Source organism: uncultured Salinisphaera sp., from assembly GCF_964012375.1.
In the GTDB taxonomy this organism is placed as follows: Bacteria; Pseudomonadota; Gammaproteobacteria; order Nevskiales; family Salinisphaeraceae; genus Salinisphaera.
The window spans coordinates 1-19826 of the sequence record NZ_CAXGSH010000078.1 but is presented as its reverse complement, the minus strand read 5'-3'; the positions used below and the strand labels follow the sequence as shown (position 1 = coordinate 19826).

Annotated in this window: 22 protein-coding genes; 3 read left to right on the top strand and 19 right to left on the bottom strand. The window is 63.2% G+C overall.

What is annotated here, in order from left to right:
* Window positions 1-75: 75 nt before the first annotated feature.
* From flgL to flgB, 11 genes are all read right to left on the bottom strand, one after another.
* Window positions 76-1296 carry a flagellar hook-associated protein FlgL gene (flgL, locus tag ABNU97_RS13350; RefSeq protein WP_348767192.1) on the bottom strand — a complete coding sequence of 407 codons (1221 nt, stop codon included), beginning with the start codon at window positions 1294-1296 and terminating at the stop codon, window positions 76-78.
* Between the two features lie 22 nt (window positions 1297-1318).
* The gene (gene flgK, locus ABNU97_RS13345) at window positions 1319-2947 is read right to left on the bottom strand and encodes a flagellar hook-associated protein FlgK (protein ID WP_348767191.1); all 1629 of its coding nucleotides are present in this window, start codon (window positions 2945-2947) and stop codon (window positions 1319-1321) included.
* A gap of 100 nt (window positions 2948-3047) precedes the next feature.
* The gene (gene flgJ, locus ABNU97_RS13340; RefSeq protein WP_348767190.1) at window positions 3048-4124 is read right to left on the bottom strand and encodes a flagellar assembly peptidoglycan hydrolase FlgJ; all 1077 of its coding nucleotides are present in this window, start codon (window positions 4122-4124) and stop codon (window positions 3048-3050) included.
* A complete protein-coding gene (locus ABNU97_RS13335; RefSeq protein WP_348767189.1) occupies window positions 4125-5240 on the bottom strand; it encodes a flagellar basal body P-ring protein FlgI in 1116 nt (371 codons plus the stop codon). It abuts the gene before it with no gap.
* 46 nt (window positions 5241-5286) lie between these two features.
* Window positions 5287-5976 carry a flagellar basal body L-ring protein FlgH gene (locus ABNU97_RS13330; protein WP_348767188.1) on the bottom strand — a complete coding sequence of 230 codons (690 nt, stop codon included), beginning with the start codon at window positions 5974-5976 and terminating at the stop codon, window positions 5287-5289.
* A gap of 10 nt (window positions 5977-5986) precedes the next feature.
* On the bottom strand, window positions 5987-6769 hold the full coding sequence (gene flgG / locus ABNU97_RS13325) for a flagellar basal-body rod protein FlgG (protein WP_293627629.1): 783 nt from the start codon (window positions 6767-6769) through the stop codon (window positions 5987-5989).
* 59 nt (window positions 6770-6828) lie between these two features.
* Window positions 6829-7587, bottom strand: coding sequence for a flagellar basal-body rod protein FlgF (gene flgF / locus ABNU97_RS13320; RefSeq protein WP_348767187.1), 759 nt, complete (start codon window positions 7585-7587; stop codon window positions 6829-6831).
* Between the two features lie 49 nt (window positions 7588-7636).
* Window positions 7637-9052 (bottom strand): flagellar hook protein FlgE, encoded by a 1416-nt coding sequence (gene flgE, locus ABNU97_RS13315; RefSeq protein ID WP_348767186.1) that lies wholly within the window; start codon window positions 9050-9052, stop codon window positions 7637-7639.
* Between the two features lie 101 nt (window positions 9053-9153).
* Entirely contained in the window at window positions 9154-9831 is a 678-nt protein-coding gene (locus tag ABNU97_RS13310; RefSeq protein ID WP_348767185.1) for a flagellar hook assembly protein FlgD, read from the bottom strand.
* 18 nt (window positions 9832-9849) lie between these two features.
* On the bottom strand, window positions 9850-10254 hold the full coding sequence (gene flgC, locus ABNU97_RS13305) for a flagellar basal body rod protein FlgC (protein WP_348767184.1): 405 nt from the start codon (window positions 10252-10254) through the stop codon (window positions 9850-9852).
* 26 nt (window positions 10255-10280) lie between these two features.
* Window positions 10281-10703: a flagellar basal body rod protein FlgB gene (gene flgB, locus ABNU97_RS13300; RefSeq protein ID WP_348767183.1), complete on the bottom strand. Its 423-nt coding sequence runs from the start codon at window positions 10701-10703 to the stop codon at window positions 10281-10283.
* Between the two features lie 181 nt (window positions 10704-10884).
* Here flgB and flgA point away from each other — a divergent pair, with 181 nt between their 5' ends.
* The 3 genes from flgA (at window position 10885) to ABNU97_RS13285 (ending at window position 12457) form a co-directional block, all read left to right on the top strand.
* Window positions 10885-11589 carry a flagellar basal body P-ring formation chaperone FlgA gene (flgA, locus tag ABNU97_RS13295; RefSeq protein WP_348767182.1) on the top strand — a complete coding sequence of 235 codons (705 nt, stop codon included), beginning with the start codon at window positions 10885-10887 and terminating at the stop codon, window positions 11587-11589.
* A gap of 111 nt (window positions 11590-11700) precedes the next feature.
* Window positions 11701-11982, top strand: a complete 282-nt coding sequence (gene flgM, locus ABNU97_RS13290; RefSeq protein WP_348767181.1) for a flagellar biosynthesis anti-sigma factor FlgM — start codon at window positions 11701-11703, stop codon at window positions 11980-11982.
* A 13-nt stretch (window positions 11983-11995) separates the two neighbouring features.
* Window positions 11996-12457 carry a flagellar protein FlgN gene (locus ABNU97_RS13285; protein WP_348767180.1) on the top strand — a complete coding sequence of 154 codons (462 nt, stop codon included), beginning with the start codon at window positions 11996-11998 and terminating at the stop codon, window positions 12455-12457.
* A 379-nt stretch (window positions 12458-12836) separates the two neighbouring features.
* Here ABNU97_RS13285 and ABNU97_RS13280 read toward each other — a convergent pair whose 3' ends face one another.
* The 8 genes from ABNU97_RS13280 to ABNU97_RS13245 form a co-directional block, all read right to left on the bottom strand.
* Window positions 12837-13256, bottom strand: a complete 420-nt coding sequence (locus ABNU97_RS13280; protein WP_348767179.1) for a flagellar protein FlhE — start codon at window positions 13254-13256, stop codon at window positions 12837-12839.
* Between the two features lie 10 nt (window positions 13257-13266).
* Window positions 13267-15351: a flagellar biosynthesis protein FlhA gene (gene flhA / locus ABNU97_RS13275; RefSeq protein WP_348767178.1), complete on the bottom strand. Its 2085-nt coding sequence runs from the start codon at window positions 15349-15351 to the stop codon at window positions 13267-13269.
* A complete protein-coding gene (flhB, locus tag ABNU97_RS13270) occupies window positions 15348-16496 on the bottom strand; it encodes a flagellar biosynthesis protein FlhB (RefSeq protein ID WP_348767177.1) in 1149 nt (382 codons plus the stop codon). Before flhB ends, flhA begins: the two co-directional genes overlap by 4 nt.
* 160 nt (window positions 16497-16656) lie before the next feature.
* Complete coding sequence (cheZ, locus tag ABNU97_RS13265; RefSeq protein WP_348767176.1) at window positions 16657-17331, bottom strand: protein phosphatase CheZ; 675 nt, start codon at window positions 17329-17331, stop codon at window positions 16657-16659.
* Window positions 17332-17364: 33 nt separating this feature from the next.
* Window positions 17365-17754, bottom strand: coding sequence for a chemotaxis response regulator CheY (cheY, locus tag ABNU97_RS13260; protein WP_348767175.1), 390 nt, complete (start codon window positions 17752-17754; stop codon window positions 17365-17367).
* A gap of 71 nt (window positions 17755-17825) precedes the next feature.
* Window positions 17826-18899, bottom strand: a complete 1074-nt coding sequence (locus ABNU97_RS13255) for a chemotaxis response regulator protein-glutamate methylesterase (protein ID WP_348767174.1) — start codon at window positions 18897-18899, stop codon at window positions 17826-17828.
* The gene (locus ABNU97_RS13250) at window positions 18896-19555 is read right to left on the bottom strand and encodes a chemoreceptor glutamine deamidase CheD (RefSeq protein ID WP_348767173.1); all 660 of its coding nucleotides are present in this window, start codon (window positions 19553-19555) and stop codon (window positions 18896-18898) included. The genes ABNU97_RS13255 and ABNU97_RS13250 overlap by 4 nt, the downstream gene beginning before the upstream one ends.
* The coding region (locus ABNU97_RS13245) for a CheR family methyltransferase (protein WP_348767172.1) at window positions 19552-19826 on the bottom strand (275 nt) is incomplete at its 5' end. The genes ABNU97_RS13250 and ABNU97_RS13245, both read right to left, overlap by 4 nt.

The following is a 19826-nucleotide window of genomic DNA, read 5'->3' as shown; positions in this document are numbered from 1 at the left end:
CGCTACGCTCTCACTTCCTTGTCAATCGCGCGCAAAGCACGCCGGCGCGACCGTGGCAGGTTGGGCAGAGCTTCCCTAGATATTGAGGCTGAACATCGACAGCTTCTGAATATCGGTAAACGTCTTCTGCGAAAACTGCAGCGCCACCTGGGCCAGGCTGTAGTCCGAGTAGGCAGACATGTAGTCGAGATCCTCGAGCTGTGAGCGCGTCGTGTCGTAGTTGAGTCCGCGCGCTGCGCCGACCGTGTCGAGGGTATCCAGCTCGTTGAGCCGAGAGCCCAGCGACGCACGCACCGTCAGTACGTTGTCGAGCGAGTTGGCCACCTTGCGATGGGCGCTATTCAAACCGTTTTCCAGCGCTGCGCGCGAGGCCGGGGTATCGGTTCCGGTCTTGAGGACGTTGATCACATCGGTCAGCGTATTGAGGATGTTGTTGTCCTCTTCGCGGTCGCGCGCAAAGGTAAAGCCGTCACCGCTGACGGGGCTGCCCTTGATGGTGACGCGCATGCTCTCGCCCAGTTCGATGGGCTCGCCGGCGACATAGGGCTGGTCGGCAACCAGGGTCTGGCCGGTGCTGGCATTGGCAACGCTATAGCGCGTTTCGCCGTTCGTTTCACTGAAGCTGATACGGAATTCGTCGCCAAAGTCGGCGCTACTCGCATCGGCCACGTTGATCGAGCCAAACACACCCGTGCCCCCGTTGCCGGCATCGGCCGTGCCTACGTACTGGGCACTGTCGGCGACCGAGGCGAACACGCGGCTGCCGGTATCGTTGATCGCCATCATGCGGGAGGCGTCCACCCGCAGGTTCTGCAGGCCCTCATCGCCCTGATAGCTCACACGCCCGCCGGACTCGACAAACGGCGTCCTGTCGCCGTCATGTCCCGCGAAGATGAAGCGGCCATTACCGTCCTGAGCGTTGGCACTACCGAGCATCTGGGCGTAAATGCCTTCAAGCTCGGTCGCAATCGAGTTGCGGTCGGCATCGCTGAGCGTACCGTTACCGGCCTTCACCAGCTGCGGCGTGACCGCCTGCAGCGCCCGGGTCACCTGATCGAGCTGCGTTTCCTCCGCCGAAATACTGCGACGGGCGGCGGTACGACTGGCTTCGAACTGCTCGTTGACCGCGCTGGCCTGCGATACGACGAGCGCCTGCGAAGCAGCGCGCGGGTCGTCGGCCGGGGTCACGATCTTTTTGCCACTGGCAAGCTGCTGGCCGATGCCCGCGACCTGGCCCTGCTGGCGCAAGATCGACTGCATGCTCATGCTGTAAATCGAATTGGTGCTCAAGCGCATGACGTGTGCCTTTCAGTGAAAACTAGGCGCGGATGCCGAGCAACGTATCGAACAGGCTTGCCGCCGTTTCGATGACCTTGGCATTCGCTTGATACATTTGTTGGTAATACAGCAGGTTGACGCGCTCTTCATCGAGGTTCACGCCAGAAACCGACTGCTGTGCCGTGGCAAGTTCGCTGGTGAGCATCTGCTGCGCACTGCTGTTGACCTGAAGCGAGCGTGTCTTGTTACCGATATCGCTCACCAGGCGTGCATAGCCGCTGTTGAAGCTGCTCTCGCCTTCGATCGCGGTTTCATCCTGCAGGGCCGCCATGGCCAGCGCATTGCGGTTGTCGCCCGTACCGCCGCCCTGAGCGGCAGCAATCTCGGACGTATTCTTGACCGCGACTTCCATGCTGGCCGCGGCGCGATCCAGCGGTTTGATCACGAACGCATCGCCATCGGCAACGTCGCCCTGCACCCGGACCTCGACGCCGTCGAACTGCAACGGTGATTCGTCACCACCAAAAAAGCGCTTGTTGCCGTCGCTCGTGCGCGTGAGCGCATAGGAGTTCGTGTCCCCGTTGTATTCCAGCCGATAGTTGCTGGCGCGGACTTCGGCGCTTGCGCCCTCGGTGAACGTCACCTCCAGGCTCGCCGTTCCGCTGTTTTTCTCGTCGCTGAAGCTCACCGGGCTCGCCACTTCGAAGAACGCGCCCCCGGCCTGACCCTTGTACGTGGTCCCACCCTGGTGGACTTCGTTCATGCGCGCGGCAAGCGTATGCGCCAACTGATCCAGACGCTGCTGGGCGGGCTCGAGCGAATCCTTGCGAAAAGCAAGCAGGCCGCCGATGGAGCCACCCTTGATGCTCGTTTCGGAGAGTTCGCGCAGCTGGCCATTGCCGACATCGAAGGCGATCGCCGAACGGGTCGGGTCGGCGCTCGAATCCACCAGCTTGAGCGATTTCGCCCCGGTGGCGTCGACCAGCGGCTGGCCGGCTACCATCACATGGTAGGAATTGCCGTCCTGAACCGACAGCTTGACGTCCACCAGATCGCCCAGCGCCGAAACCAGCTGGTCGCGCTGATCAAGCAGGTTGTTCGGGGCCTGTCCGGTCTTGGCCTGGGCCTGAACGATCTGCGTATTGAGGTTGGAAATCTGCTCGGCGTAGTTGTTGACCTGCGTGATCGCGCCCTTCATCTGCGACTCGACGCTTTCACCCATGTCGGACAAGTATTCCGAAAACGCTCGGAACTGGGCGGTCATGCTGTTGGCATCGCCCAGCAGCGACTCGCGTGCGGCGGAATCCGCCGGGCTCGCCGACAAGGTCTGCAGGCCACTGAAGAACTTCTGCATCAGCGGTGCCAGGCCGGCTTCGCTATCGCCCAACAGGTTGTTGATCTGCGATATCTGGCCGAGATGGCTGTCCAGCGCGCTCGAACGGCTCTGCGCATCGTTGAGCTGGCCGGTCAGATATTGCTGATACTGGCGCTCCACACCCGTGGTGCGCACGCCGCCGCCCTGGCCATCGCCTTGCTGGGACGTACTCAGCCCTACCACCTGGCGGTTGTAACCGGGCGTTTTGACGTTGCTTATGTTGTTGCTGGTCGTGGCCAGCGCGGTTTGCGCTGCCCCCAGGCCACTCAAGCCGATGCCGAATAGATTGGACATGATCGCTCTACAAGTTTGGCATGCGCACCGACGGTGCTCTCATACCTGGAAATAACGGCCAAAGTGCGAAGAAGTTGAACCCTCTCAGCGCCCGTACGGCTTAGAAAAGACGGCTCAGATCCGCCCCTTCTGCCCTGGCGAACTGCTCGGGCTTCGCGGCGGGCGCCGGCGTATCCGCAGGCAGCGTGCTCATGATCGAAACCAACTTGTTCGCATAGGCCGGATCGGTGGCATAACCGCAGTTCTGCAGTGCCCGCGCGGCGTGTTCAGCCGTGGGCGCATCGACCACCGGCTTGTAGCGCGGCGACTGGGTCAACAGACGCGCGTAGTCCGAAAACGCCTGCTCGTAGGAATCGTAGGCACGGAATTCGGCCTGCGTGGTGTAGCGCCGCGAGCCGGCATATTCGGTGGTCGTTACACGGGCGGCGTCGCCGTCCCAACCGGTGGCCTTGATATTGAACACGTTAAAGCTCGGGCGTCCGTCGGCACGGGTGATCTCGTGCTTGCCCCAGCCGGTTTCCAGCGCCGCCTGAGCAAGAATCAGGCGTTTCGGAATGCCGGTTTCGCGGGCAGCGACCGCGGCCGCGGATTCCATGCGATCCAGAAAAGCGTTGACGTGATCGGGCAATACGGCACGACGTACTGTGTCGGTGGCCGACGCCTGAGTATCAGCCACGCTACGCCGGGTGGCGATGGCCTCGTTGACCGCCGCCTGCAGGGGCGGGCGCGGAAATTCCTTGCGCGCCAGATCGTCCGCCGGTGCGTTATCGGCACGACGTGGCTCGACCGGATCCGAGGCCCGCAGCGGCTGTGGCGTGGCATTGGGAATCGAAGCCAGAAAGGAATCGACCGCGTCGGCCGGCTGCGCCGACTTAGGCCCTTTGCCCTGCAGCTGCTCGGTCAGCATATCGGCCAGGCCGATGCCGCGCTGCGACAGCGTCTGTGCCCACTGCTGATCCATGAGCGACTGATACATTTCCGAGCGCTGGCTGTTGAGCAGGCCGCTCTGCGGGATGGCATCGCGCATCTGCTTGAGCATCTTCTGCAGAAAAACGGCCTCGAACTGCTTGGCGGCCTCCTTGATGCCTTCATCCGGCGAGTTGCGTGCCGAATACTTGAGCTTGGAGACACCGTTCATGCTCAGGGCGAAATCGCCGCTCATGCCTGTGTTCGTCATCTAGATGATCTCCAGCTCGGCGTTCAGGGCACCCGCGGATTTGAGCGCTTCCAGAATAGCCATCAGATCGTTGGGCGTAGCCCCCAGGCGATTGAGCGCATCCACCACCTCGCGCAGCGACGCGCTTTCGGTGATCGTATGCAGCGTACCGCTGCCCTCCTGGACCGAGATATCGGCATTGGGCACAACCGCGGTCTGACCGCCCGACAATGCGTTCGGCTGACTGACGATCGGGTTCGAGTCGATTACCACCGACAGGCTGCCGTGGGCGATCGCGGCGCTGTTGAGGGTGACGTTGCGATTCATCACGATCGAACCGGTACGCGAATTGATCACCACGCGCGGTACTTCCTGGCCCGGGGTTACGTCCAGTGCCTGCACACGGGCAAGAAACGCTACCTTGGCGCCTTCGTCCACCGGCGCGCGCAGGGTGATGGTGCGGGCATTCTTGGCGGTGGCGATATCGGAACCGAACGCCTGGTTGATGGCATTCATGGTGCGCAACGCCGTGTTGAAGTCGGCACGCTTGAGGGCAAGGTCGATTTCACCACCCATGGCAAGCTGCGTAGGCACGGTGCGCTCGATGGTCGCGCCTTCCGGGATACGACCGGCGCCGGTCTGGTTGACCTGCACGCTGCTGCCGCCCGCGCTGGCGCTGATGCCGGGAGCAAGAATATTGCCCTGGGCCAGCGCATAGATATTGCCGTCTGCGCCCTTCAAGGGCGTCATCAGCAGGGTGCCGCCGCTCAGGCTCTTGGCGTTACCCACCGAGGAAACCGTCACATCCAGCTGCTGGCCGGTGCCGGCAAACGGCGGCAGGTCGGCCGTGACCATCACCGCAGCGACGTTCTTGAGCTGCATGTTGGTGCCGGCCGGCACGGTCACACCCAGCTGGGTAAGCATGTTCTTGAGCGCCTGGCTGGTGAACGGCGTCTGCGTGGTCTGGTCGCCGGTATTGCCCAGGCCCACGACAAGGCCGTAGCCGACCAGCGGGTTGGAACGCACGCCGCTGAAGGTGGCGATATCGCCCAGGCGCGCGGCCTGGGCGGTGCCGACCATCAGCACGGCGCCGGCGAGTGCCAGCAGCAAACGTTTGCAACGGCCGATCTGGATCATGTCTTGTCTCGCTCGTAAAAGGAGGAACAAACGATTCATCAAAGAGTTAAAGCGGCGACAGGTTCAGGAACACGCGCTGCAGCCAGCCCATGCGCTGGGCCTCGTCGATATAGCCATCGCCGTAGTATTCGAGCCGCGCGTTGGCCACCTGGGTGGAGATGACGGTGCTGTCGGCCGATACCGTGCGCGGATTGACCACGCCCGAGAACAGGATGTATTCCACGCCCTGGTTGATGCCGATACGCTTCTCGCCGGCTACCTGCAGATTGCCGTTGGGCAGTACGTCCATCACGGTCACGGTGATCGTGCCGGTGAAGTTGTTGGAGGCATTCGCACCGCCGCTGCCGTTGAAGCTGTTGTCGCCGGATATATCGGTCCCCTGAGCTTCCAGCAGGCTCTGCAGCGCTTCCGGGATCTGGGTGGGCGTAAACTGGACCGACCCGTTGCGGCTGGCCTTGGCCGCCGAACTCTTGGACGCGCTCACCGCCTCATCCAGCACGATGGTGAGAATATCGCCGACCTGGGTCGGGCGCCGGTCCTCGAACAGCGGCTTGGTATAGCTGGCTCGGAAGATGGAGCCGTCGGCCGGCGGCGCCGGCGGCAGCTGCGGCGGCGCCGTGGTCGGACCTTCGACCACGTTCTTGCGCGGCAGCTGCGCACAGGCCGAAAGCACGCCCAACGCCGCCACTATGACGACCAGACGAAGAATCCGCGAAAGCAGGCGCGTGCTGGACATTGTCGGCTCGTTACAGCTGGGCCAGACGCTGAAGCATCTGGTCGGAGGTTTCGACCGCCTTGGAGTTGATCTCGTAGGCGCGCTGGGTGGCGATCATGTTCACCATTTCCTCGACCACGTTCACGTTCGAGGTTTCCACGAACTTGTGCCGTAGCAGACCCGTGCCGTTCAGGCCCGGAATGCTGTCGTTGCGCGGGCCCGAAGCCGTGGTTTCGCGATAGAGGTTGTCGCCGATGCTCTGCAGACCGGTCGGGTTGATGAACGTGGTCAGCTGCATTTGGCCCACCTGGACGTTCTCGGCCGTACCCGGCTGGGTCACCGATACGGTGCCGTCGGTGGCTACGCTGATCGACAGCGCATTTTCCGGAATGGTGATGGCCGGCTCGACCGGGAAGCCCGTGGCGGTGACCAGCTGACCGTTCTGGTCGATCTGGAACGAGCCGTCACGCGTGTAGGCGTTGGTACCGTCGGGCATCTGCACGGCAAAGAAACCGCGGCCGTCGATGGCGACATCCTTGGAGTTGCCGGTTTGCTCGAGGTTGCCCTGCGAGTGCAGACGTTCGTTGGCCACCGGCTGCACGCCGGAGCCGATCTGCAGGCCCGAAGGCAGGTTCGTCTGGACCGACGACAGCGCGCCGGGCTGGCGCATGTCCTGATAGAGCAGATCCTGAAAGACCGCGCGCGAGCGCTTGAAGCCGTTGGTCGACACGTTCGCCAGGTTGTTGGCGATGGTGTCGAGTTTGACCTGCTGGGATTCCAGGCCGGTCTTGGCAATCCAGAGTGAGCGAATCATGCGTTTTCCCTCGTTGCGCCGGACGGTATGCCCGTGCGCGATTCGTATCTAAAAAAAACCTAGCTCAGCGAGAGCAGCTTGTTGGCGCTCTGATCGTTTTCATCGATGCTGCTGATCATCTTCATCTGCATTTCGAAGCGACGGGCGTTTTCGATCATCGACACCATGGCTTCCGTGGCATCGACGTTGCTGGCCTCGATCGCGCCACTGACAACGCGTACCGTGTCGTCCGCCGCGAACGGCGCGCCGGGCGTGCCGTCTTCGTTGTTGCGCGGATGGAACAGGTTGTCGCCGCCGCGTGCGATCTGACCGGGCTCCGGGTTGACCAGCTTGAGACGCCCGATCTCGGCGATCGCATCGGGCTGATCGCCCGCACCGATGGCCGAAATCGTGCCGTCGGGCGCGATCGTGACCTGGGCCCCGAGGGGCAGCACCAGCGGTGCACCGAACTCGCTGAGCACCACATTGCCGTTGCTGCGCAGCAGGCCGGTCGAGTCCATCTGCAGCCCGCCTGCGCGGGTGTAGGCTTCCTCGCCGTTCTCGGCCTGTACCGCCAGCCAGCCCTCGCCGTCGATGGCCACATCGAGACTGCGGCCCGTGTCGGTAATATCCCCGGGGGTCAGATCGGCCCCCGGGGTGGTGCTGGCCGTGATCGCACGCGTCGCCAGACCGTCACCATTGACGGGCACGGCCCGGAACATCGACAGCTGGCCACGAAAACCCGGGGTCGAGGCGTTGGCCATGTTGTTGGCCACGACGGCCTGGCGTTCCAGGGTCTGGGTGGCGCCGCTTAGCGCGGTATAAAGCAGTCGATCCATAGCGTGACGTCCGGCGGTTGAAGCGTGCTAACGAAACGATCAGCTGCGACTAGCGCAGGTTGACCGCGGTCTGCAGGACCTGATCCTGCGTCTTGATGGTCTGCGCATTGGCCTGATAGTTACGCTGCGCGATGATCATCTCGACCAGCTGCTGGGACAGATCCACGTTGGAAGCCTCGAGGGTCGAACCCAGCAGGCTGCCGAACTGACCGGTACCGGCCACACCCAGACCGGCCTGGCCGGATGCCGCGGTTTCCACCCAGGCATTGCCGCCCACCGGGGACAGACCCTGCTCGTTACGGAAGCTGGCCAGAGCGATCTGGCCCAGGTTGATGGCCTGACCGTTGGAGTAGCTGCCACGGATCATGCCGTCCTTGCCGACGTTGATCGCGGTCAGATCACCCGACACATAGCCGTTCTGCTGCGGCGTGCTGGCAGAAAATTCCTGCGCGGTCTGCGAGGAGCCGGCGAAATCGAAGCTGAAGTTGATCGGCGCCGACCCGTTCTGCGCATTCAGGCTGTAGGACACCGACGAGCTGCCCAGCGTATCGGGCTTGTTCTGCTGACCGGCTTCGACCAGGTTACCGTTGGCGTTGAAGCTCAGGGTGCTGGCCGGCAGCTGCTGCACATAGCGGATCTGGCCGCCGGAGAAGCTGCCATCCGGGTTCGCACTCGCGCCCGATACAAAGGCGGTGTAGTTGTTGCCGCCTTCGCTGAAGCTATAACGCCCGTTGCCATTGGTCACCGGGTCAAAGCCGTTGTAGGTTTCGTTGGCATCGACCGTGCGCGGCAGGTTGGACTCATCGCCCAGCGCCATTTCGCCGTTAACGCTCCAGCTGTTGGACGCGGTCTTGGTGAAGAACAGGTTCACGCTATGCGCGTTGCCCAGCGAATCGAACACGGTGTTGGGCGTGCTCCAGTTGTAGCTTTCGGCATTGTCGGCGTTGAACGGACCCGTCTTGGTCTCGGCGCCGGCATTCAGCGCGGTGGCCAGCGAAGCCTCGGTGGTGGCCTTGGCGTTCATGCGCTCGGTCGGAATGACCAGCGGCACCGGGTTACCGCCAGCCGCCACGGTGGGCTCGGCCGCCGGATTGTTGAAGTTGGTCACGTTGTAACCGGTCAGCAGCGCGCCCTGGGCGTTGGCGATATTGCCGTCCTTGGTCTGCTGGAATTCGCCGTTGCGCGAGTACAGGGTCTGGGCGCCGTCGGTCAGACGGAAGAAACCGCCGCCGTCGATCGCGATGTCGAGGTTGCGGCCGGTGTTGTTGAGCGCACCGCCGGCAAAGTTCTGGGTCACGCCGGATACGGTGGCGCCCAGGCCGGTCTTGGCACCGGCATAGATGTCGGCGAATTCGCTGCGACCGGACTTGAAGCCCACGGTCTGCGAGTTGGCGATGTTGTTACCGATACTGCTCAGGCTGCTGTTGGCCGCGTTAAGACCGCTGACCCCTTGCGAAAAACTCATGGTGCTTTCCTCGTGATTCGAGTGTTGAGTATTGCCCGATCGCGGGCGTGATGATTGATCGATTAGCGTGCGTTTACGCCCGCAATTCGCGATACCTGGAACTAGATGATCTGGCGGATGGCGTCGAGATCGACCAGCCCCTTGTGCGGGCCGAGATCGAGCTTGGCCCCGTTGTCGCCGGCGACCACGCCGCTGACATAGCCGGTCGATAGCGGCTCGACCTGCACCGACTCGCCGTTGGGACCGACGGCCTCGATGGCAAAGCGATAGTTGCCCTTGGTCACAACGTTTCCAGAGGTATCGGTGCCATCCCAGGAGAACGACTGGGTGCCGGCCGGCTGGTCCTTGTAAGAGGATTCGTGCACCACAGTGCCGCTGCCATCGGTGATGGTGAGCTTGACCTGGCTCGCCGGGCCATCGAGATCCATGCCGAACGGCAGCGACGAGCCCTGCTCGCCCACGCTGATGTCGTTGCCCGGCACCAGTACGCCGCGCCCGATCAGGGCACTGGCCTGGAGCTGCTGCGATTTGCCGATCTGGCCGTTGATCGCGGCCAGGGTGTCGTTGAGGTCATTGATGCCGCTCACGGTGTTGATCTGCGCGATCTGCGAGGTCACCTGCGAGTTGTCCATCGGGTTGAGCGGGTCCTGGTTCTGCATTTGTGCAACCAGCAGCGTCATGAACTGCTCGCTCATGTCCTTGGCGCGGGTGCGCGACGCCGAGGTCGTGGCGGTGGAGCCGCTCGACGCATTCAGAGAACCCAGAATATCGGTAGCCATAATGATTGGACCTTGTGGTTATTCGCCGAGCGACAACGTACGCAGCGCCAGCTCCTTGCCGGTGTTGAGCACTTCGATGTTGGCCTGGTAGGAACGTGACGAAGAGATCATGTTGATCATTTCGTCGGTGGGATTGACGTTGGGCATCTGGACATAGCCCTTGTCGTCGGCCAGGGCATGCCCCGGGTTGTATTCCTGACGAAAGGGCGCATCGCTTTCGATGACGTTGGATACGCGCACGCCGCCGATGCCCTCGGCGCTGCCGGCATTGAGTTCGAACATCACCTGCTTGGCGCGGTACGGTTCGCCGTTCGGCCCGGCCACGCTGTCGGCGTTGGCCATGTTGCTGGCCGCCACGTTCATGCGCTGCGACTGGGCGGTGAGCGCCGAACCCGCGGTGTTGAAAAGATTGGAAATCGACATTCTTATCCCTCGTGGTTAGACGCTGATCAGCGCTCGGGCTGCATCGCAGCGCGCAGACCCTTGATTTGCGAGCCCAGAATCTGAAGGTTGGCGCGGTAGTGGACGGCGTTGTTCATGAACTCGACGCGTTCGACGTCCATATCCACGGTGTTGCCGTCCAGGCTCGGCTGGTAGGCGTTGCGATAGGCCAGCTGGGTGCCGTCAATGCTGCCGGGGCTTGCCGCGCTCATATGCCCGGCCGACGTGGTCTTCAACGGCACCGCCGGCGTGGCGTTATTGCCGGCGGCTCCAAGCACGCGGTCGAGTTCGGCGCGAAAATCGAAGTCCCGCGCCTTGTAGCCCGGCGTATCGGAGTTGGCGATATTCGCCGACAGCACGTCCTGGCGCTTGTCGCGCAGATCGAGTGCGTTTTTATAGAAACTCAGCGATGCTTCGAGTCGATCGAGCATGGTGGCTGCTCCCCTCATGGCCTGCAGATGGTTTTGCGAGGCTCATACTAAGAGGACGTCTGGCAAGTCCATGACCAGAACAGGCACCAATTTGGGCTCTAATTCACCGAATGGTACGACCGTCACCGGCCCTAGAATTCGCCAACACGAGATCACCGCTGCCCATACGAGCCACTACCACATGAACCCGGCCCCCGCCCGTCGCAAAGCACGCATCGCACTACGGCTTCTGGCCGTGGCGTTGTTTGGCTGCGTCACGTGGTCAGCCCAGGCCGACGACGCGGCGATGCAGCAGCTGCTGACCGATTATCTGCGCAGCCAGACGGCGGCCGAGGGCGAGGTGGACATTTCGGTGACCATGCCCGCGGTTGCCATGCCGGCATGCAACAATCCGCGACCGTTTTTGCCGGGGCGCAATCCGCGCGTTGCCGGCAATATCACGGTTGGCGTGCAGTGCCCGGGCGATCGCCCGGCCACGCGCTATTTCCAGGCGCGCGTGAACGTGATCGCCGACTACTACGTAGCCGCCCGCGACCTGATGCCCGGCGATGTGATCGGCATGGCCGATATCCGGCGCGAACAGGGCGACCTGTCGCGCCTGCCCGGCAATGTCGCGACCCGCCCGGAGGCGCTTGTCGGCATGTCGGCAAGCCGCCGCGTCGCCGCAGGGCGCGCTTTGAGCGAATCCATGGTCCATGCGCCCGTGGCGATCAAGCGCGGCGAGCTGGTACGCGTCGTGGCCGTGGGCCCCGGCTTTTCAATCACAACCGAGGGCAAGGCCCTCAATGCCGCACCGCTGGGTGGCGACGTGCGGGTGAGCACACAGGAGGGCTCGATTGTCATCGGCCGGAGCACGAACGAGAATACGGTAACGATCACGCGTTGATCCGTTGCGCGCGATATCGACGTTTCTGGATTAAAGAAATAAATCCGAGCGCCGATGTTTGCGCCATGGCACGCACAATCGTTCCAGCAGGAACGTTCGAGGAATACAGCCGTGAATATCGACCCGACCCAGAACACACCGCGTATCGTCAACACCGAGACGCGCGACATCAAGAAGACCGACGAAGCCAAAGCCGGCGCCCAGGCGCCCGCGGCAGCCGCCTCGGCCCGTTTTCAGGCCTCCGGCATTTCGGATGCTTCCCAGGACATCGACATGGCGCGCGTGAACGAGATTCGCGACGCAATCAGCCAGGGCAAGCTCGAGATCCGTTCCGACAAGATCGCCGACGGCCTGATTGCCAGCGCCCAGGCGTTGGTTTCCGGCAAATCATAACCAGGACAACATCATGAACGACCCCTTCGCGATCAATCTGCAACAGCATCACGACGCTCTGGGCGAGTTCATGACCGTGCTCGACAAGGAGCAGGCGTTGTTCACCGAGGCGCCGGTCGCCGTCGACGCTCTGGCGCGGCTGACCGAGCGCAAGGCCGCCCAGGCCAACACGCTGGAGCAGCTCGACGGCCAACGGCGGGCAATGCTGGCCGAGCGCGGCTACGACACGGGCCGTGACGGCGCCGGCCAGCTTGCCGCTTCGTTGGGCTGCGATGCCATCTGGCAGGCACTGCTCGAACGTATCGAAGCCGCGCGCGCCCAGAACCAGATCAACGGCCTGGCCATCGAAACCCGGCTGGACCACACCAATCGCACGTTGAGCTTTCTCCAGCGTGAGACGGGCCAGACCCTGTACGGGCCGAACGGGCGCACCCGTGCCTATGGCTCAAGCCACAGCCTGCGCAACGGCGTCTAGCCGAGTTGTTGGTAGGCCGACATCAAGACAGCTGACTGCGTCAGCTGTTTTCAACGTCATAGAAAAATAGACGCCGGGCGCTGCCCGGCGTTTCTGTTCAATGGCTTCGCAGCGGCTCGTCAACGGGTTTACGCCGCCGGCTGCGCCGAGAATGCGCTTACCTAGGGCGTGGCGATTGATGCCACCAGCCCGCCCAGCGAAGCTCTGCACAACCTGTCGCGGTCGCGCCGGCGTGCTTTGCGCGTGGCTGGCGAGGAAAGGTGCGCTTCGGGTGCTTGTTGCCAGCGAGCGCGCCTTGACGAAGCCCAGGCGCGCAAGGCCCCGGCCCGCAAGGGGTTCGGCCTCAAATGCGATCCGCGCGAGGTTATGCAGAGCTTGCCTAGCGGAAGTTGACCATCAAAGTCAGCGCCCCGCCCTCGAGCGGCGCGCGCGTTGCCGGCCGGCCGTCGATCAGGAATTCGAAACGAAACCCGGTCGCCACCGGCAGACCCTCGAACGCCATGCTCTGCCCCCGCGCCTGGGCGGCATCGATACAGCGACCGCCACCGCATAGCCGTACCTTGAGTGCGCGCGGCCGCCAGCCGGCGAAGTCGTAGTGCCATTCCACCCGGCTGATCGCCGTACCCGCCAGTGGCGTGTCGCCCTTCGGCGATAGCGTGTCGCTGGTGTAGCGCAGGCCCTGCTGGCGCAGGGTGGGCGTCTGGCTTTCGGCAATCCAGCGCCCGGCCGCCATGGCTGGCACGCATGCGCTTGCCAATAGCAGCGCAAGGATCATCGCAGGGCAACGTTTCGTCGCCATGCGCCAGCGCCTAGCGCCCACCGATAAGCATATTCACGCGCACGCTGCGATCGTCGGGGATTTCGTTCTGCGACAGCACCACGAGCTGGCGCATGCGCCGGCGTAGGAAACGGGTCAGCAACGGCCGCAGTTCGTGCTGGACCACCAGCACCGGCGGCAGTCCCCGCTCTTCCTGACGCGCGACCGAATTCTCGACCTGCTGGACGAGCGTATCGGCCAGACCCGGCTCCATGCCGCCGCCGTTGTGCAGCGCCTGCATGAGCATCTGCTCGAGCTTGGCGTCGAGCGTCATGACCTCCAGCTGCGGGGCGGCCCCGTACCAGTGCTGCACGATCGAACGACCAAGCGACATCCGTACCATGGCCGTGAGTTCGTTGACGTCCTGGGTATGGCCGGCGTTGCCCGCCAGCACATCCAGAATACGGCGCATATCGCGAATCGAGACATCTTCTTCGAGCAGGTTCTGCAGAATGCTCGTAATCGTGCTCAAGGGCACCAGCTTGGGCACCACGTCATCGACCAGCGCCGGATTATCGGCCTTCACCCGATCCAGCAAGGACTGGGTTTCGCTGCGCCCGAGCATGTCGCTGGCGTGCTGGGCCAGCAGATGATTGATATGCGTTGCAATCACGGTCGAAGCATCGACCACCGTATAGCCCTGGACCTCGGCCTGCTCGCGATGGCCGTCCTCGATCCAGACCGCCGGCAGGCCGAAGGCGGGATCGGTGCCGGCCCGGCCTTCAAGCGTGCCATGGGCCTGCCCGGGATCGATGGCCAGCCACTGGCCGGGATAGGCCTCGCCACGGCCGATTTCAACGCCGTTCAGGGCCAGGCTGTAGCTATGCGGCTGAAATTCCAGGTTGTCGCGGATATGTACCACCGGCGGCAAAAAGCCGACTTCCTGGGCGAATTTCTTGCGTACGCCCTTGATGCGCTTGAGCAGCTCGCCATCCTGATGCGCGTCGACCAGCGGGATCAGCCGATAGCCGACCTCCAGGCTCAAGGGATCGACCAGCTGGACATCGTCCCAGCTCGCCTCCTTGGTTTCGGCGGTGATCGGGGCGGCCGGGGCCTGCTGCTCGGCCTGCGCCTGGGCGACGCGTGCCTGCTTTTGCAGATACCAGCCCAGCCCGCCCAGCAGCGCGGTGAAGAACAGGAACACCAGGTTCGGCATGCCCGGCACCAGGCCCAGCATGCCGAGCACGCCGGCCGACAGATACAGTACCTGCGGGTTGGTAAACAACTGCGCCAGCATCTGCTGGCCGACGTCCTGTTCGGTGCTCACGCGCGACACGGTCACGCCGGCCGCGGTCGAAATCACCAGCGCGGGCACCTGGGCGACCAGACCATCGCCGATGGTGAGCAGGGTATAGGTCCGGGCGGCCTCGCCGGCCGACAGGCCGTGTTCGCCCATGCCGATGATCAGGCCGCCGATGAGGTTGATGACCATGATCAGGATGCCGGCAATGGCATCACCGCGCACGAACTTGCTGGCGCCGTCCATGGAACCGAAGAAATCGGCTTCCTGGGCGATCTCCTGACGCCGTTCCTTGGCCTGCTGTTCGTTGATCAGGCCGGCGTTGAGGTCGGCGTCGATGGCCATCTGTTTGCCGGGCATGGCGTCGAGAGTGAAGCGCGCGCCCACCTCGGCAATACGCCCTGCACCCTTGGTGATCACCATGAAGTTGATCACGATCAGGATGCCGAACACGACGAGACCAACCGCGAAGTTGCCCCCGACCAGAAACTGGCCAAAGGCCTCGATGACCTGGCCGGCAGCACCCGCGCCGGAATGGCCGTTCATGAGCACGACACGGGTCGACGCCACGTTCAGCGACAGCCGCAGCAGGGTGGCAAACAGCAAGACGGTAGGGAACGCCGCAAAGTCGAGCGGCTTCTTGGTGAACATGGCCACCAGCAGCACCATGATCGACAGCGCGATATTGAACGTGAAGAACAGATCCAGCACGAACGGCGGCAACGGCAGGATCATCATCGCCATGATCATGAGGATCAGAATCGGCCCGGCCAGCATCTTGTACTGGCCGGCGCCGCCTGCCCCGAGGCGGCCGAACATCGTGTTTAAAGCGTTCATGCGTTGCTGTCTTCCTCGTCCGGGTCGAGCCCGGGGGGCACGGCTATTGCCGTGGGTTTGACCGGCGGCACCCCGCCGCCCTGTTGATAGCGCTTGAGCTGGAATACCCAGGCCAGCACTTCAGCCACCGCGGTATACAGCGCGGCCGGAATTTCCGTATCCAGATCGCCGTGGCGATACAGCGCGCGTGCCAGCGGCGGCGCCTCAAGCAAGGGTACGCCCGATTCCGCCCCCAGTTCACGGATTTTGGCCGCTACATTGTCCGCGCCCTTGGCGACCACCCGCGGCGCGTTCATCTCGCCGTCGCGATAGGACAGGGCAACCGCGTAATGGGTCGGGTTGGTCACGATCACGTCGGCGGTGGGCACTTCGCTCATCATGCGTCCGCGTGCCATCGCCTGCTGCTGCTGACGGATCTTGGCCTTGAGCTGCGGATCGCCCTCGGATTCCTTGTGCTCGTCCTTGATCTCCTGGCGGCTCATGCGCAGCTTTTTGTGGTGGCTCCACAGCTGGTAAGGCACGTCGATACCCACGACCACCGTGAATGCCAACAGCATCAACGCGCAACAGGTCACGATCAGGGTGAGCGCGTGCAACAGCGCGCCGTGGCCCTGCTCCTGGGCGAGCGCCAGCAGCTGGTCGAGATGGGTATAGACAAACCAGACGGCCACCGAACCAATCAGCACCGTCTTGGCGATCGCCTTGACGAGTTCGATCAGCCCCTGGGAGGAGAAGATGCGCCCCAGGCCCTTGATAGGGTCGAGTTTCTTGGCATCGAACTTGATCGACTTGGCCGAAAACAACCAGCCGCCGAGCAGCGTAGGCGCGAGCAGCGCAATCACAACCAGCGGCAGGGTAATGGGCGCGAGCGCGCCGAGCGTGGTCAGAACCTGAGCCCACTGATGACTCAGCAGGCGGCTGCTGTCCATCGCCATGGCGGCGTCGAAGCGCATGCTGGACTGCATGACGGTCATCATCTGCTCGCCCATCCAGCTGGACATCAGCCATAGGCTGGCCAGCCCCACGCACAGCAGCAGAAAAGTCGCCAATTCGCGCGAACGCGGAACCTGGCCGTCCTCGCGCGCCTTTTCCAGGCGTCGCGGGGTTGCCGGTTCTGTTTTTTCCGCATCGCTTTCGTTGGACATGCGCTACTCGAGGGGCCGCTGCCCATTTGAGCAGGCAACGGCCGAGGTTTCGAGTGGGCATTATGCAAAGCGCGCGCGCAATGCGATTGCGCGAACAGCGGCGTTAATGCGCGCTTATCGTCGGATGCGGGGGATGCGGGCGCCGTCGCGCCCGTCTTTGTCAGAACCCGAGGCTGTCCAGCAGGTCGTCCACCTGTGACTGATCGGTCACGATATCGGCGTTGCCTTCGGTCTGGATCTGCGGACCGTTGAGCAACGAGCCGTTCTCGCCGTTCTTGTCGCGTAGTTCAGCCTCGCGCCCGCGTACACGGTCTTCGGGCAGATACTGCAACAGCACGTCGATGAGCTGCTTTTCGATATCGCGAATAACGACCACGAGTTTCTTGATCACCTGCCCGGTGAGATCCTGAAAATCCTGGGCCATCATGATGTCGTGCAGCTGGGCGCTGGTTGCCTGTGTCTGCTCCGGCACCCATTGCAGGTAGCTGCGGGTATCGCGAACGAGTTCGCGCGCGTCGGCCAACTCGATCGGCGACTCGAACCACGACTGCCAGCGCTCGTCGAGCTTGACCGCACGGTTTTCTATCTCGCTTTGCAGCGGCTGTGCGACTTCGATCGACGACAACGCCGTCTCGGCCGCCTGCTCGGTCATCGTGGCGATATAGTTGAGCCGATCACGCGCATCCGGAATGGCGTCGGCCGCTTTTTCCACCTCGCGATCGAGTCCCAGCTCGCGCATGCTTTCGTTGAGCGCGCGGGTGAGATGGCCGATACGATCGATCAGCTCCTCGGCCTGCGCGGGGGAGGCCTGTTCGGCCGAATGACTGTTTTCCATGATGCTGCCTTCTCCTGCCCGTCGGGCACGCGCTTACATGCCGAGTTTGTCGAAGATCCGCTCGAGTTTTTCTTCCAGCGTCGCCGCCGAAAACGGCTTGACCACATAGCCGCTGGCGCCTGCCTGGGCCGCAGCGACGATGTTTTCCTTCTTCGCTTCGGCGGTGACCATGAGCACCGGAAGATGCTTGAGCGTATCACTGGCACGAATACGCTTGAGCATTTCCAGCCCGTCCAGGTTGGGCATGTTCCAGTCGGAAACCACGAACTGGAACTTGCCGGTGTTGAGCTTATCCAATGCCTCGGCCCCATCTTCGGCCTCTTCGACATTGTTGTAGCCCAGTTCCTTGAGCAGATTGCGCACGATGCGGCGCATCGTGGAAAAGTCGTCGACGACGAGGAAGTTGAGGTTCTTGTCCGCCATGGCGATATCTCGGTTTGTTAACTGGCCTGTGGGTGTGTGATAGGTCGTGCTGGGCCTGGCCCATGCTGTGTTCAGATTCGCAGTGCGCGACTTTCCGGACCGGCGAGCAGCGCCAGCGCATGGCGCGCCATCTCGTCGATCGGCACCACCGCCTGGGCCGCGCCGATGGCAATGGCTTCGCGGGGCATGCCGAAGACCACGCAGCTGGCTTCATCCTGGGCGAGCGTGGCCGCACCGGCCTCGCGCATCCGCAAAAGCCCTTGCGCGCCATCCTTGCCCATGCCGGTCATGAGAATGCCGATCGCATTGCGCCCGGCATGTTTTGCGGCCGAGTCGAACAGTACATCGACCGAGGGCCGATGACGGTTGACCGGCGGCCCCGCCTCGAGGGCCACCACGTAGTTCGCGCCGCTGCGCGCCAGGCGTAGATGGTTCTCGCCGCCGGGTGCGATATAGGCACGCCCGGGCAGCACCCGCTCACCGTGCTCGGCTTCCTTGACCTGGATACGGCACAGCGAATCCATACGCTTTGCAAACGAGGCCGTGAACCCGCCCGGCATATGCTGGGTGATCAGAATCGCGGGCGCGTCGGCAGGCAGAGGTTCGAGAAACTCCCGAATCGCTTCCGTACCGCCGGTGGAGGCACCCACGATAAACAGCTTTTCGCTGGACACGCGGGGCGCGGTCAACGGCTGGGCGTCGGCAGGACGGCTGGTGGGTCGACGCAGGGTCGCCCGGGCGGCGCCGCGAATCTTTTCCACGATTTCATGGCCGCTCTGTACCAGCCCGCGGCTGAGATCGAGCTTGGGCTTGGTCACGAAATCGACCGCGCCCAGCTCGAGCGCCTGCAGGGTGATATCCGAGCCGCGTTCGGTCAGCGACGACAGCATGATGACCGGCATGGGCCGCAGTCGCATGAGCTTGCCGAGAAAATCCAGGCCGTCCATGCGCGGCATTTCCACGTCCAGCGTGAGCACGTCGGGGTTGTGTTGTTTGATCAACTCGCGTGCGACCAACGGATCCGGCGCGGTGGCGACCATTTCCATATCGTCTTCGTTATTGACGAGTTCGGTTACGAGCTTGCGAATGAGTGCCGAATCGTCGACACACAGCACGCGAATGGGGCGTTGAGCAGTTTTGGTCACGAGGCCGTCTCCTTGCGCCCAGTCTGGGTCGATGCATGCGCAGGGACAACCCTGGCCGCGACCGGCAGCACGGGCACGAGCTTGTTCGCCAGCAACACATCCTGCTGGACCATGCGGCGCTCGCCGCCGCGCAGTCGACGCAGCTGTACGCGGCCGGTGGCCGGAAAATAATGCACCTGTCGGGCGCAGTCGCCCTTGAGTTCCTGGGACAGCACGGCGATACCGCAGTCGTCCAGATATTCGAGAATGAAAGCGGAATTGGCCTCACCCACACGGGCGCCCTGCATACCGCTCATGAGCATCGCGCCGCCGAATACCTTGGCTTCGATCCGCTCGCGGCGCGCGCCCTGGCGGTAGAGCGCCTCGAGCAGGGTGTCCATGGCGTAGTCGCCATAGCGCATGGACCGCGCCTCGGCGGAGTCCATCTCGGCGCCTGCCGTAGGCAGCATGAAATGATTCAGCCCGCCGACACCGGCTACCGGGTCGCGCAGACAGGCCGCCACACAGGAGCCGAGCACCGTGGTCAGAACCACGTCGTCCCGGCTGATGGCATATTCGTTAGGCAGCACACGAATGGCATCCATGCCGTGACGCTGATCGAAATAGGTATGCGTCGACGCTTTCTCGATCGGCCTGCCGGACTGGCGCGCGCTCATGCCGACACCTTCGTCGCACGCAGGCCTTTGCCGAGAGCGCGCTCGTAGACGGTATGGCTGCGCAGACGCAGGGACTGCGTGATGCTGGAGAAATTCTCCGAATGCCCCGCAAACAGCAGACCGTCTTCGCGCAGCAGCCCCGCGAAGCGTTCCAGCAGACGTGCCTGGGTGGCCTTGTCGAAATAGATCATCAGATTCCGACAGAAGATTACGTCCAGCGGACCTTCGATATTCCAGTTCGCGTCGAGCAGGTTGAGCGCACGAAAAGTGA

Excerpts from the sequence above, each read along its gene's own strand:
- ABNU97_RS13280 (WP_348767179.1), bottom strand. The coding sequence starts at position 13,256 with ATGGCGACGAAACGTTGCCCTGCGATGATCCTTGCGCTGCTATTGGCA.
- flgJ (WP_348767190.1), bottom strand. The coding sequence starts at position 4,124 with ATGACGAACACAGGCATGAGCGGCGATTTCGCCCTGAGCATGAACGGT.
- flgE (WP_348767186.1), bottom strand. The coding sequence starts at position 9,052 with ATGAGTTTTTCGCAAGGGGTCAGCGGTCTTAACGCGGCCAACAGCAGC.
- flgL (WP_348767192.1), bottom strand. The coding sequence starts at position 1,296 with ATGCGCTTGAGCACCAATTCGATTTACAGCATGAGCATGCAGTCGATC.
- flgK (WP_348767191.1), bottom strand. The coding sequence starts at position 2,947 with ATGTCCAATCTATTCGGCATCGGCTTGAGTGGCCTGGGGGCAGCGCAA.
- ABNU97_RS13330 (WP_348767188.1), bottom strand. The coding sequence starts at position 5,976 with ATGTCCAGCACGCGCCTGCTTTCGCGGATTCTTCGTCTGGTCGTCATA.
- flgC (WP_348767184.1), bottom strand. The coding sequence starts at position 10,254 with ATGTCGATTTCCAATCTTTTCAACACCGCGGGTTCGGCGCTCACCGCC.
- flgB (WP_348767183.1), bottom strand. The coding sequence starts at position 10,703 with ATGCTCGATCGACTCGAAGCATCGCTGAGTTTCTATAAAAACGCACTC.
- flgA (WP_348767182.1), top strand. The coding sequence starts at position 10,885 with ATGAACCCGGCCCCCGCCCGTCGCAAAGCACGCATCGCACTACGGCTT.
- flgG (WP_293627629.1), bottom strand. The coding sequence starts at position 6,769 with ATGATTCGCTCACTCTGGATTGCCAAGACCGGCCTGGAATCCCAGCAG.
- ABNU97_RS13310 (WP_348767185.1), bottom strand. The coding sequence starts at position 9,831 with ATGGCTACCGATATTCTGGGTTCTCTGAATGCGTCGAGCGGCTCCACC.
- ABNU97_RS13335 (WP_348767189.1), bottom strand. The coding sequence starts at position 5,240 with ATGATCCAGATCGGCCGTTGCAAACGTTTGCTGCTGGCACTCGCCGGC.
- ABNU97_RS13285 (WP_348767180.1), top strand. The coding sequence starts at position 11,996 with ATGAACGACCCCTTCGCGATCAATCTGCAACAGCATCACGACGCTCTG.
- flhA (WP_348767178.1), bottom strand. The coding sequence starts at position 15,351 with ATGAACGCTTTAAACACGATGTTCGGCCGCCTCGGGGCAGGCGGCGCC.
- cheY (WP_348767175.1), bottom strand. The coding sequence starts at position 17,754 with ATGGCGGACAAGAACCTCAACTTCCTCGTCGTCGACGACTTTTCCACG.
- flhB (WP_348767177.1), bottom strand. The coding sequence starts at position 16,496 with ATGTCCAACGAAAGCGATGCGGAAAAAACAGAACCGGCAACCCCGCGA.
- ABNU97_RS13250 (WP_348767173.1), bottom strand. The coding sequence starts at position 19,555 with ATGAGCGCGCGCCAGTCCGGCAGGCCGATCGAGAAAGCGTCGACGCAT.
- flgF (WP_348767187.1), bottom strand. The coding sequence starts at position 7,587 with ATGGATCGACTGCTTTATACCGCGCTAAGCGGCGCCACCCAGACCCTG.
- cheZ (WP_348767176.1), bottom strand. The coding sequence starts at position 17,331 with ATGGAAAACAGTCATTCGGCCGAACAGGCCTCCCCCGCGCAGGCCGAG.